The organism is Aeromonas sp. Y289-2, assembly GCF_027705925.1.
GTDB lineage: Bacteria > Pseudomonadota > Gammaproteobacteria > Enterobacterales > Aeromonadaceae > Aeromonas > Aeromonas veronii.
The window spans coordinates 180,199-192,965 of the sequence record NZ_JAPDCH010000004.1; the positions used below are offsets into that span (position 1 = coordinate 180,199).

The 12,767-nt window shown below is 56.9% G+C and carries 9 protein-coding genes; 8 read left to right on the top strand and 1 reads right to left on the bottom strand.

The annotated features are described in order from the left end of the window. The first annotated feature begins 3 nt into the window (after positions 1–3). The 6 genes from prc to OKC43_RS08830 all read left to right on the top strand — a co-directional run bounded on the left by prc (position 4) and on the right by OKC43_RS08830 (position 11,912). Positions 4–2,019, top strand: coding sequence for a carboxy terminal-processing peptidase (prc, locus tag OKC43_RS08805; RefSeq protein ID WP_236271443.1), 2,016 nt, complete (start codon positions 4–6; stop codon positions 2,017–2,019). A gap of 144 nt (positions 2,020–2,163) precedes the next feature. Then, on the top strand, positions 2,164–4,788 hold the full coding sequence (gene pepN / locus OKC43_RS08810; protein WP_236271444.1) for an aminopeptidase N: 2,625 nt from the start codon (positions 2,164–2,166) through the stop codon (positions 4,786–4,788). 70 nt (positions 4,789–4,858) lie between these two features. Next, positions 4,859–5,080, top strand: coding sequence for a DUF2835 domain-containing protein (locus OKC43_RS08815; protein ID WP_033136823.1), 222 nt, complete (start codon positions 4,859–4,861; stop codon positions 5,078–5,080). 278 nt (positions 5,081–5,358) lie between these two features. Then, complete coding sequence (locus OKC43_RS08820; RefSeq protein WP_236271445.1) at positions 5,359–10,197, top strand: NAD-glutamate dehydrogenase; 4,839 nt, start codon at positions 5,359–5,361, stop codon at positions 10,195–10,197. Positions 10,198–10,274: 77 nt separating this feature from the next. Then, positions 10,275–11,285 carry a quinone-dependent dihydroorotate dehydrogenase gene (pyrD, locus tag OKC43_RS08825; protein ID WP_005336601.1) on the top strand — a complete coding sequence of 337 codons (1,011 nt, stop codon included), beginning with the start codon at positions 10,275–10,277 and terminating at the stop codon, positions 11,283–11,285. Between the two features lie 90 nt (positions 11,286–11,375). Beyond that, on the top strand, positions 11,376–11,912 hold the full coding sequence (locus OKC43_RS08830) for a cell division protein ZapC (RefSeq protein WP_236271446.1): 537 nt from the start codon (positions 11,376–11,378) through the stop codon (positions 11,910–11,912). On the opposite strand, the gene OKC43_RS08835 is transcribed toward OKC43_RS08830, so the two are convergent. Then, positions 11,900–12,043 (bottom strand): hypothetical protein, encoded by a 144-nt coding sequence (locus OKC43_RS08835; RefSeq protein ID WP_236271447.1) that lies wholly within the window; start codon positions 12,041–12,043, stop codon positions 11,900–11,902. The genes OKC43_RS08830 and OKC43_RS08835 overlap by 13 nt on opposite strands. Before the next feature lie 249 nt (positions 12,044–12,292). Between OKC43_RS08835 and OKC43_RS08840 the strand changes: the two genes are divergently transcribed. After that, positions 12,293–12,556 carry a type B 50S ribosomal protein L31 gene (locus OKC43_RS08840; protein ID WP_005336598.1) on the top strand — a complete coding sequence of 88 codons (264 nt, stop codon included), beginning with the start codon at positions 12,293–12,295 and terminating at the stop codon, positions 12,554–12,556. Continuing rightward, positions 12,557–12,682 (top strand): type B 50S ribosomal protein L36, encoded by a 126-nt coding sequence (ykgO, locus tag OKC43_RS08845; protein WP_005336596.1) that lies wholly within the window; start codon positions 12,557–12,559, stop codon positions 12,680–12,682. Positions 12,683–12,767 lie beyond the last annotated feature (85 nt).

The following is a 12,767-nucleotide window of genomic DNA, read 5'->3' on the forward strand; positions in this document are numbered from 1 at the left end:
CAAATGTTGAAGCATGGCGTAATTCGTTTTTCCCTCGTTGCCTGTAGCCTGGCGCTTGCCGGGCTTGCACAGGCCATCGAGCCGGTGCTCAAGGAGAGTGATTTGCCTGTGTTGGCTCAAGAGAGCCAACATGCTACGGCCAGCAAGCGAATTACCAATCTGTTTACCCGCTCGCACTACAAACAGTTCAAGCTGGACGATGCCTTTTCCTCCGTGATTTTCGATAAATATCTGGAGAATCTGGACTATAGCCGCAACCTGTTTTTGGCCTCTGATATCAGCCGTTTTGAAAAGTACCGTAACGGTTTTGACACCGACCTCGAAAGAGGCCGTCTGGCACCCGCCTACGAGATGTTCAACCTGAGTCAGCAGCGGCGTTATGAGCGGTTCGAATACGCCCTCAAACTGCTTGATACTCCTTTCGATTTTACCCAGACCGACAACTATGTGTTTGATCGGGAAGGGGCGGCTTGGCCCAAAGATGAAGCAGAGCTCAACGAGCTGTGGCGTCAGCGGGTCAAGTTCGATGCCCTGAGTCTCAAGCTCAGTGGCAAGGAGTGGCCCGAGATCAAGGAGCTGCTTGGCAAGCGTTACAACAACGCCATCAAGCGGATGTCCCAGACCGAGAGCGAGGATGTCTTCCAGCTCTTCATGAACTCCTTCGCTCGCGCCATCGAACCGCACACCAGTTACCTCTCACCGCGCAGTGCCGATCGTTTCAACACCGAGATGAACCTCTCGCTGGAGGGGATTGGTGCCGTGTTGCAGGCTGAAGATGACTTTACCGTCATCCGTTCTCTGGTGCCCGGTGGCCCGGCTGCCAAATCCAATCACCTCAAACCCGATGACAAGATCACCGGGGTAGGGCAGGAAGATGGCAAGATTGTCGATGTGATCGGCTGGCGTCTTGATGACGTGGTCGAGCTCATCAAGGGGCCCAAAGGGAGCAAGGTCAAGCTGGAGATCCAGCGCGGCAAGGGCGCAACCGCCAAGACCGAGCAGATCGAGCTGACTCGCGACAAGGTGCGCCTTGAAGACCGGGCTGCCAAGTCCAAGGTGATTAACGCCGAAGGCAAGAAAATTGGCGTCATCGAGATCCCGAGTTTCTACGTCAATCTGCATGACGACGTGATCAAGGAGCTCTCCAGCCTGAACAAGAAGAAGATCGATGGCTTGATCATCGATCTGCGCGGTAACGGCGGTGGCGCCCTGACTGAAGCTTCCGCCCTGAGCGGTCTCTTCTTTGCCAGCGGGCCCGTGGTGCAAATTCGTGATCACATGGGCCGTATCACGGTCAATGGCGATGACGATGGCAACGTCTACTACGGCGGCCCGATGTCGGTGATGATCGACCGCTACAGTGCCTCGGCCTCCGAGATCTTCGCTGCCGCCATGCAGGATTATGGCCGCGCGTTGATTCTGGGTGAAAACTCGTTCGGCAAGGGGACGGTGCAGCAGCATCGCAGTCTCGCCAAGGTCTATGACTTCTACGAGCAGCCGCTCGGTCACGTGCAGTACACCATCGCCAAGTTCTACCGGATCGACGGTGGCAGCACCCAGAACAAGGGCGTTGCGCCGGATATCAGCTTCCCGACACCGGTTGCTCCGGAAGAGACGGGCGAAAGCCGTGAGTTCAATGCGTTGCCGTGGGACAAGATTGCCTCCGCCAACTACGAGAAACTCGGCAACTTCGCCAGCGTACTGCCCAAGTTGCAGGCGGCGCACGATGCCCGGATCGCCAAGGATCCCGAGTTTGCCTATGTGATGCAGGACATCGCCGACTACAAGGAGGAGAAAGACAAGAAGTCGGTCTCCCTCAACGAGGCGGAGCGTGTTGCAGAGCAGGCGAAACAGGATGAGAAAGCGCTCAAACGTACCAACGAGCGTCTGGCACGTCTTGGGAAGCCGGCGGTGAAGAGTCTGGATGAACTGCCCGCTGATTTTGAAGCACCCGATGAGTATCTCATCGAAGCGGCCAATATCACTGCGGATCTGGCCAAGGTCAGCAAACCCAGCTGACAAGGCGACCTCCAATGCACAAGGGCGACTGCGGTCGCCCTTTCTTTTTGTCTGACGTATTTGACGTAATGCAAATTGTTTGACCCCACCAGTTGGTTGTGACAGCCTCTTTCTCGCCTTTAACAAGCGTGGAAGCAGACAATAATGACCGATCACTCCCAGGCCATGACGGCCAAATATCGCCAGGATTATCAGGCGCCGCTCTACTGGATCGACACCATCGACCTCGATTTCCAACTGCAGGAGCCGCTGACCCAGGTCACCGCCATCACTCGCATTCGCCGCAACGGCGAGCACAATGCGCCGCTCGTCCTTGATGGTGAACAGCTGACCCTCAAAAGCGTTGCCATTGATGGCATTCCCTGTGACCACTACGAGCAAGGCGAGAGCAGTCTGACCCTGTTTAACCTGCCGGCCGAATGTGTGCTGACCATCGTCACCCTACTGGATCCGGCTGCCAACACCGCGCTGGAAGGGCTTTACAAGTCGGGCGATGCCTACTGCACCCAGTGCGAAGCGGAGGGCTTTCGCCGCATTACCTATTATCTGGATCGCCCCGATATTCTGGCGCGCTACAGCACCCGCATTACCGCCGACAAAGCCCAGTTCCCCTTCCTGCTCTCCAATGGCAACAAGGTCGACTGCGGTGATCTGGATGGCGGCCGTCACTTCGTGCAGTGGCAGGATCCTTTCCCCAAACCGAGCTACCTGTTTGCGCTGGTTGCCGGTGATTTCGATGTGGAGCGCAGCCACTACACCACCCAAAGTGGCCGCAAAGTGGCCCTCGAGATCTTCGTCGACAAGGGCAACCTCGATCGCGCCGGTTTTGCCATGGAGAGCCTCATCAACTCCATGCGTTGGGACGAACAGCGTTTCGGTCTCGAGTATGATCTCGACATCTACATGATCGTCGCGGTGGACTTCTTCAACATGGGCGCCATGGAGAACAAGGGGCTTAACATCTTCAATTCCAAGTTCGTGCTGGCCAATCCGGCCACCGCCACTGACAGCGACTACCACGGTATCGAACGGGTGATCGGTCACGAATATTTCCACAACTGGACCGGCAATCGCGTTACCTGTCGAGACTGGTTCCAGCTCAGCCTGAAAGAGGGGCTGACCGTGTTCCGGGATCAGGAGTTCTCCTCCGACCTGGGCTCCCGTGGCGTCAACCGCATCAACAACGTGCGTACCGTCCGCGGCCCGCAGTTTGCCGAAGATGCCGGCCCCATGGCGCACCCGATCCGCCCGGATGTGGTGATCGAGATGAACAACTTCTACACCCTGACCGTCTACGAGAAGGGCTCGGAAGTGATCCGCATGATGCACACCCTGCTGGGGGAAGATGCCTTCCAGGCTGGTATGCGTCTCTACTTCGAGCGTCACGACGGCTCGGCCGCTACTTGCGATGATTTCGTGCAGGCGATGGAGGATGCGTCCGGTGTCGATCTTGGCCGTTTCCGCCGCTGGTACAGTCAGTCCGGCACCCCCGAGCTGACCGTGACCGACGAGTATGATGCCGCCAGCGGTATCTATCGCCTTCATGTGAGCCAGCATACCCCGCCGACTCAGGATCAACCGCAAAAGCTGCCGCTGCATATCCCTCTCGATATCGAGCTTTATGACGAGCAGGGTGCCGTCATCTCGTTGCAGTATCAGGGCAAGGCCATCGGCAACGTGCTCGACGTGCTGGAAGCGGAGCAGACCTTCGAATTCGATCAAGTGCCCGTCAAACCGGTTCCCTCCCTGCTGCGGGACTTCTCTGCGCCGGTCAAGCTGCACTATGACTACAGCGATGAAGCGCTCGCCTTCCTGATGCGCTTTGCCCGCAACGAGTTTGCCCGCTGGGATGCGGCCCAGATGCTGATCAACAAAGCGGTCATCGACGGGGTGGCACGGGTCCAGCACGGGCAGGGGGTTGAGCTCTCCCAAACCCTGTTGGCCGCCTTCGTCGCCATTCTGGACGACAACGATCTGGACTTGGCCCTCAAGGCGGAGATCCTGGCGCTGCCCGGTGAGGCGACCCTGGCCGAGCTGTTCGAGGTGGCCGATATCGATGCCATCCATCAGGTGCGCGACGCGATCCATACCCGTCTTGCCGAGGCCTTTGGTGCGCGCTTGGCGGCAACCTATCAGAGCCTGCGTCTGAATGGTTATCAGGTGGTGCACGCCGACATGGCCAAACGGGCCCTCAAAGGGGTAGTGCTCGGCTATCTGGCGGCGCTTGATGCGGAGCATGCCGATGCGCTGGTGCGCGAGCAGTATGCAACTGCCGACAACATGACCGACACCCTGGCGGCACTGCAGGTGGCCAACGGCTATCTGTTGCCATGCCGCGCCGCGCTGCTGGCCGATTTCGAGGGCAAGTGGGCCAAGGATGGACTGGTGCTGGACAACTGGCTGCGGCTGATTGGCAGCAAACCGGCTGCCGATGTGCTGAGTGAAGTGAAACAGGCGATGAGTCACCCCACTTTCAGCATTCGCAATCCGAATCGGCTGCGAGCGCTGATCGGCAGCTTCGCCATGAGCAATCAGGTGCAGTTCCATGCGGTGGATGGCAGCGGTTACCGCTTCCTGACCGATCTGCTGATCGAGCTCAATGAGGTCAATCCGCAGGTGGCCTCCCGCCTTATCACTCCGCTTATCCAGTTCAAGCGATTGGATGAGGCGCGCAAGGCGCTGATCCGCGCCGAGCTGACCCGTCTTGCCAACCTTGAGGGGCTGGCACGGGATCTGTTCGAGAAGGTAAGCAAGGCGCTGCAGCAGTAAGTGTCGACGGGGCAGGGGCGTTAATGCGCCTGCCCCTATCGTGTGATTTGTCGTGTGATCAGGAGCAAGCGTGAAGCAGTTTACTTTTCGGCTCTCATTGAGCAGTGACGAGGTGATGCTGATGTATCAGGGCCATGCCAGACGGCTGGTGGTGCGCAGCGAACAGGGATTGACCCTGGAGCTTGGCATAGAAAAAATACGCCCCTTTGTCGCCATCAATGGTGTGCATGGCTATTTTCGGCTGAAAACCCAGGACGATTACCGCTTTATCAGCCTAGAACGCATAAATTAACAAAAATCGAACAGATTACCGACTGTTTATCTGCTTTGCGTCACTATCTATCCGGTAAATTGGCACAAAGGTAGTGGGAATTTCTGTATTTTTGGTTATTTGCAAAATTTCTCACAGTTTAAGCCGTGATCTGCACCTTGTTTTTAACATCTCGTTAGCACCTTTCCTCGCCTTCCCTTAGCCAAGCCATTACACTTCGCAACAACTCTGCACCAGCGGGTAACCAGGGTGGTTGCCTCTGCGTCGGTGGTTAATGTCGTCCGATAAGGAATATAAAAATGGCATTGAAAGACGCCCCTACCTCAGTTCTGCTCGAAAACGTTCTCAGCCTGATCCATCAGAAGTTGCCCAAAAACAGTGCCTCTCTGGTCGAGCGCTTCGTTGCCAAGTTTTACGGCAACATGGCGAGCTCCGACCTGCACGATCGCAATGACAGCGATCTCTATGGCGCGGCCCTGAGCCTGTGGAATGCCCTCAATCAGCGCAGCGGTACCGATCCCTACATCCGGGTCTACAATCCCGAGCTGACCCGTCACGGCTGGCAATCGCCCCATACCATCGTCGAGGTGATCCTGCAGGACTCCCCCTTCCTGGTGGACTCCATCCGGATGGCGCTCAAGCGACTCAATATCACCGCCCACATGATGCTGCACCAACCGCTGCACCTCATTCGTAGTGCGGATGGCAAGATTGACGCCATTCTGGAACTCGACAACACCGACGGGCAGACCTCGGTTGAAACGGCATTCCTTATCGAGATCGATCACCTCACCAGCGAGGAGCAGATGGCCGCGCTGGCTACCGAGCTCAACTCCGTGGCCGGTGAAGTGGCGCTGGCAGTCGGCGACTGGCAGCCCATGCTGGCCAAGCTCAATGAGATCATCGACGAACTGCCCAAGCGCAAGCACCCGGTCAGCAAGGAGGAGGTGGCCTCCTGCGTTGCTTTCCTTAAATGGGTGGCTGCCCACAACTTCACCCTGATGGGGTATCGCCGTTACGACGTCAAGGCGGTGGAGGGGGATCACGAGATCCTGCCGCAGGCGAGCTCCAGCCTGGGGTTGATGAAAAACTCCATCAAGGAGGTGGGTCAGCGCCTTGGCAACATGCCAGCCAGCGCCCGTCACGCCGCCCTGAGTTCTGACCTGCTGATCCTCACCAAATCCAACAGCAAGTCCCGGGTGCACCGTCCGGCTTATGTGGATTACATCGGCATCAAGCGCTTCGACGAGCATGGCAAGGTGATCGGGGAAGATCGCTTCATCGGTCTCTATGCCTCTTCCATCTACAACACCAGCGCGACCCAGATCCCGCTCATCAGCCATCGTCTCGAACGCATCATGGCTGCCTCCGGTCACGAGAAGGGATCCCACGCCTACAAGGCGCTGCTGAACGTATTGGAAACCTACCCGCGCGATGAGCTGATCCAGGCCCGCGAAGAGGAGCTGTTGGCCACCGGTCTTGGGGTGCTGGAGATGCAGGAGCGGGACATGCTGCGGCTGTTCGTGCGCCGCGATGTCTATGGTCGCTTCTTCTCCTGCATGGTCTATGTCACCAAGGAGCGCTACAACACGGCGCTGCGGATCAAGACCCAGCAAATTTTGCAGAAGTATTTTGGCAGCAACGAAGAGGTGGAGTTCAACGTCTACTTCACCGAAGGCGTGCTGGCGCGGACCCACTACATAGTGCGGGTCAACAACAACAACGTGGATGTGGATGTGAACGAAGTACAGAACAACCTGATTGAAGCGGCCCGTAGCTGGGACGACAGACTCGACTCCGTGCTGCTTTCCCATTATGGCGAGGCCCGTGGTAATGAGCTGCGCCGCCGTTTCAGTACCGCCTTCCCCCGCGCTTACAAGGAAGATGTGCTGCCTGGCTCTGCCGTGGCCGACATCATGGCGCTCGATAACCTGAGCGAAGCCGAGCCACTCGGCATGCTGTTCTACCGCGCGCAGGAGGAGGAGAACGACCGTCGGGTACGGCTCAAGCTGTTCCATCGCACCGAGCCCATTCACCTCTCAGACGTGCTGCCGATGCTGGAGAACATGGGGCTGCGGGTGATCGGCGAAACACCGTATCAGGTTCGCACTCCAGGGGGCGATCTGTTCTGGATCCTCGACTTCTCCATGCTGCTGCACGGCGAGCAGCCCTTTGATCTGGCCCAGAGCCAACAGCGCTTCCAGCAGGCTTTTGCTGCCATCTGGAACAAGCAGCTGGAAGATGACGGCTTCAACCGGCTGGTGCTGGGGGCGGGTCTCACCGGCCGTCAGGTGTCGGTGCTGCGCGCCTATGCCAAATACATGCGCCAGACTGGCGTCTCCTTCAGCCAGTCCTATATCGAAGAGACCCTGACCCGCTACCCCGACATCGCCCAGTTGCTGTTTGCTCTGTTCGAACATCGTCTGGATCCTGCCGGCAAGCAGGACGCCAAGGTACAGGCCAAGCTGCACGAGGAGCTTGCCGCCAAGCTGGATCAGGTGGCCAACCTGGATGACGATCGCATCATTCGCCGCTATGTGGAGATGATCGACGCTACCCTGCGCACCAACTACTACCAGCTGGACAAGGCGGGCAACATCAAGCCCTACATCTCCTTCAAACTGGCGCCGTCCAGCATCACCGATATGCCGCTGCCGCTGCCCAAGTTCGAGATCTTCGTCTATTCACCACGAGTGGAAGGGGTGCATCTGCGCTGGGGCAAGGTTGCCCGTGGCGGCCTGCGCTGGTCCGATCGCAAAGAGGACTTCCGCACCGAAGTGCTGGGTCTGGTGAAAGCCCAGCAGGTGAAGAACACCGTCATCGTGCCGGTGGGGGCCAAGGGCGGTTTCTACTGCAAACAGATGCCGGTGGGGGCGCCCCGTGCCGTCATCCAGGAGGAGGGTAAGGCCTGTTATCGCCTGTTTATTCGTGGCCTGCTCGATGTGACCGACAACATCATCGGCGGCGAGGTGATCCCGCCCAAATCCGTGGTGCGCCACGATGAGGATGACTACTACCTGGTGGTCGCCGCCGACAAGGGCACGGCGACCTTCTCCGACATCGCCAACGAAATAAGCCTCGAATACGGCCACTGGCTCGGCGATGCGTTCGCCTCCGGCGGCTCGGTCGGTTACGACCACAAGAAGATGGGTATCACCGCCCGCGGCGCCTGGGAGTCGGTCAAACGGCATTTTCGTGAAATTGGCGTCAACTGCCAGACCACCGATTTTACCTGCGTCGGGATCGGCGACATGGCGGGGGACGTGTTCGGCAACGGCATGCTGCTCTCCGAGCACACCCGGCTGGTGGGCGCGTTCAACCACATGCACATCTTCGTCGACCCCACTCCGGATGCTGCCAAGAGTTTTGTCGAACGCCAGCGCCTGTTCGATCTGCCGGGTTCCAGCTGGGATGACTACAACCGCGAGCTGATATCACAAGGGGGCGGCATCTTCTTGCGCTCGGCCAAGTCCATCAAGCTGAGCCTCGAGATGCAGACCCTGCTCGGCACCGACAAGGCCAGCATGGCGCCGAACGAGCTGATCAAGGCACTGCTTTGCCTCAATGTCGACCTGCTGTGGAACGGCGGCATCGGCACCTATGTGAAGAGCGCTCGCGAGAGCGATGGGGAAGTGGGCGATCGCAGCAACGACGCACTGCGAGTCAATGGTCGCGATCTGCGGGCCCGTATCGTGGGCGAGGGAGGCAACCTCGGCTTTACCCAGCTCGGTCGGGTGGAGTACGCCAGTCAGGGCGGTCGCATCAATACCGATTTTACCGACAACGTCGGCGGGGTGGATTGCTCCGATAACGAGGTGAACATCAAGATCCTGCTGAACCAGTTGGTGGCGGCAGGGGATCTGACCCTCAAGCAACGCAACCAGATGCTCTACGAGATGACCGACGATGTGGCGCAGATCGTGATCACCAACGCCTATCGCCAGTCCCAGTCCATCTCGGTCACCAGCTTCCGCGGCTCTGAACAACTGAAAGAGCAACAGCGCTTTATTCAGGGGCTGGAGCGGGAAGGCAAGCTCGACCGTGCGCTGGAGTTCCTGCCATCCGATGAGGAGCTTTCCGAGCGGATGGCAGCAGGGCAGGGGCTGACCCGCCCCGAACTGGCGGTGCTGGTGGCTTACGGCAAGATGGTGCTGAAAGAGCAGCTCAACTGCCCGGAAGTGACCGACGAGCCCTTCCTCGCCAACATGTTGGTCACCAGCTTCCCGGCCAAGGTGCAGCAGCAGTTTGGTGCCCAGCTGGCCGATCACCCGCTACGCGGCGAGATCATCGCTACCCGGGTGGCCAACATGCTGGTTAACGACATGGGGCTCAACTTCGCCAGCCGGATGAAGGACGAGACCGGTGCCTCGGTCGCCGAAGTGGCTTGCTGCTTTGCCATGGCCCGCGAAGTGTTTGGCATGAACCAGCTGTGGCGCGATATCGAAGGGTGCGACAACCTGGTGGATGCCCAGACTCAGCTCGAGCTGATGTTCTACAGCCGCCGCATCGTGCGTCGTGCCACCCGCTGGTTCCTGCGCGCCCGCAATCGCAGCTGGAGCATCAGCGAGAACATCGCCTTCTTCCGTCCGGCGTTCGAGACCTTAGGGAAGCACCTTTACGAGGTGATGGATGAGAGCGAAGTGGCCGAGCATCGTCAGGCTGTTGCCAAGTGGATGGAGAAACAGGTGCCTGAGGCCATTGCCCGTCAGGTCGCCCATATGAGCAGCCTCTTCTCCAGCCTGGATCTGTCGCAAATTGCCGCGGAGCACAAGACCGATATCCTGCGCGCAGCCAATGTCTACTATCGCCTCGGAGCCAAGTTGGATCTGCACTGGTTCCTCGACCAGATCAACCATCAGCCGGTCGGCAACCACTGGCAGGCGATGGCGCGAGCCTCCTTCCGCGAAGATCTGGACTGGCAGCAGCGCAGTCTCACTTCTGTGGTACTGGAAGGGTGCAAAGATCAGGGAGAATGCGCTACCATACTGGCCGACTGGATTTCGGAGCATGAACAACTCTTGTCCCGTTGGACCCACATGTTGGCCGACTTCAAGACCACCAGCACTCACGAGTTCGCCAAGTTCTCGGTGGCCTTGCGAGAGTTGAACCTGCTCCAGTTGAATTGTCGGGCACTTTAATTGCCAGATTAAGGCATGACACCGACATTACACCCAAAGCCCCGGCCAGTTGCCGGGGCTTTCTTTAAGGAGCAAAGATGTTGTACCCCATCGCCAGGCATTTCCTGTTCAAACTCAATCCGGAACAGGCTCACGATCTCTCCATGAAATATTTGCCCCGCCTTCTCGGTACGCCACTCGATTGTTTCTTCCGCCAGAATTTGCCGAAACGCCCCGTCACTGTCATGGGGCTTTCTTTTGCCAATCCGGTGGGATTGGCGGCCGGTCTGGATAAAGATGGTGAGTGCATTGACGCGCTGGGCGCCATGGGATTTGGTTTTATCGAAGTCGGTACCGTCACCCCCAGACCCCAGAGCGGCAATGACAAGCCGCGCCTGTTCCGGGTTATTCCGGCAGAGGGGATCATCAACCGGATGGGATTCAACAACAAGGGGGTTGATCATCTGGTGGCCAAGGTAAAAGAGGCCAAATATCAGGGGGTCATCGGCATTAATATCGGCAAGAACAAAGATACTCCCATCGAACAGGGCAAGGATGATTATCTGATCTGCATGGACAAGGTTTATGATCACGCCGGTTATATTGCCGTCAATATCTCTTCCCCCAACACCCCGGGTTTGCGTTCGCTGCAATATGGCGAGGCGCTGGATGAATTGCTGGCAGCTCTCAAGGTGCGCCAGCAAGAGCTTGCCGCCCAATATAAAAAGTATGTGCCGCTGGCGGTTAAAATTGCCCCTGACTTAAGCCTTGAGGAAATAGATCAGGTGGCTGCTTCGCTGGTGCGTAATGGCATTGATGGGGTTATCGCCACCAATACCACCCTCGAGCGCGAGATGATTTATGACATGCCTCATGCCGGTGAAGCGGGTGGCTTGAGCGGTCGTCCGCTGCAACACAAGAGTACCGAGGTGATCCGCCATCTGGCCAAGGCGCTCAATGGTGCTCTGCCAATTATCGGGGTGGGTGGTATTGATAGTGCCATGGCCGCCCGTGAAAAATTGGCCGCCGGTGCCAGTCTGGTACAAATTTATAGCGGCTTTATTTATAAAGGGCCGGGGCTGGTCAAAGAGATTGTGACCAATATTTAAGAAATAGATGGCGGAGCCCTTTATTTGACGTTGCTGATTTCCTGCATATGGAATAAAGTCAACTGGTAATTATCAAGTAAGGGCTCCAACATGTTTATCCAACCGACCGATAGCTGGCAATGGCACTATGATGCCCAGAGTGACCGTCTGATGTTGGACCTGTCTGATAACATGTTATTTGCTACCGAGTATAAAGGGCGACAATTGGTGCCCAGCTCGTTTACGACCCAACCTTTTTGTGTCGATGATGCCGCCCTCTATTATCAGTTGATGGATAAAGCAGCTGAACTTGAGTGGAGTATTCCCCATCAGGTTCAGTTGGTGCTTAATGCCATCGCGGTCAGTCGCTTTTATAAACCCCTGATGCCGCAAAGCTGGTTTTTTAGTGAACAGCATCCGCAAGTGATCCCGCAAAACGGTGATCTGGTCCTGATGAGTACACCTCATGGCAACGGCGAATTTATGGTCATTGAGGCAGGGGAGCAGGCCAGCGTCTGTTTGAACCTCACAGCCGATCTGGTATTGACCACCAGTAAAACTCTGCCACGTTTCGGGGTGATCAAGGTGATGAATAACCGGATGAAACCGCGTATTACCGTGACCGAGCAATATCGTCAGGTCAGTTGATATATTTTCATCAATTGTTTTATCTCTGTGATTACACCGTTGCCTGTTTTTACTGTGGTCATCTCAATAGCGCCTCGTTTCTGATACTTCATTGATCCGCGAACATCTTGCCCATTCTCATTGTTCTTCATGGTTGTGATCCAGCCTATCTTGAGGCTTATTACACTCACTTGCACTTTGTGTTCTGACCCACGCAGTATCTTGGCTTTCCGTGCTGCAAGCATGGCGTCTCATTCTTGTTTCGTTCTGCTTGCGTAGTGCCTCCACCTCAGTATCAACACATCACTCACTGAAGCGATTTGCTTCATACGACATTTTATGCTTGAAACGAGAGCTATTCTCACTTACATTTTGTTATAACATAACAAAATGGAGTTACCATGAAGCCTCATATTCACCCGGATTATCGTTTGGTGCTGTTCCATGACACGGCGGCAGATGCCTTTTTCCTGGTCGGTTCAACCATCAAGAGCGATCGCCGCTATACGTGGCAAGACGGGAAGGAGTATCCCTATGTATCGCTCGATGTTTCCAGCCAGTCGCACTCGTTCTATACCGGCAAGCAGAAGCAGGTATCGAGCGAGGGGAGTGTGGCCCGTTTCAACAAGCGCTTTGGCGCATTTTCAAGCAAGAAGGAGTCCTGAATGCAGGTCGTCTGTTCACTCAAATCCGCAAGGGCGCGCCATCCCGATTGTCAATTGGTGCGCCGCCGCGGCAAATTGTTCGTGATTTGCAAAAGCAATCCCCGTTTCAAGGCTCGTATGAAGTGATCCGCTAAATGATGTCTGGCCCCATGATCTCGCCATCGGATAGTCATGGGGCCTTTTACCTTTTCGCCACCTATCAATCTGTTTC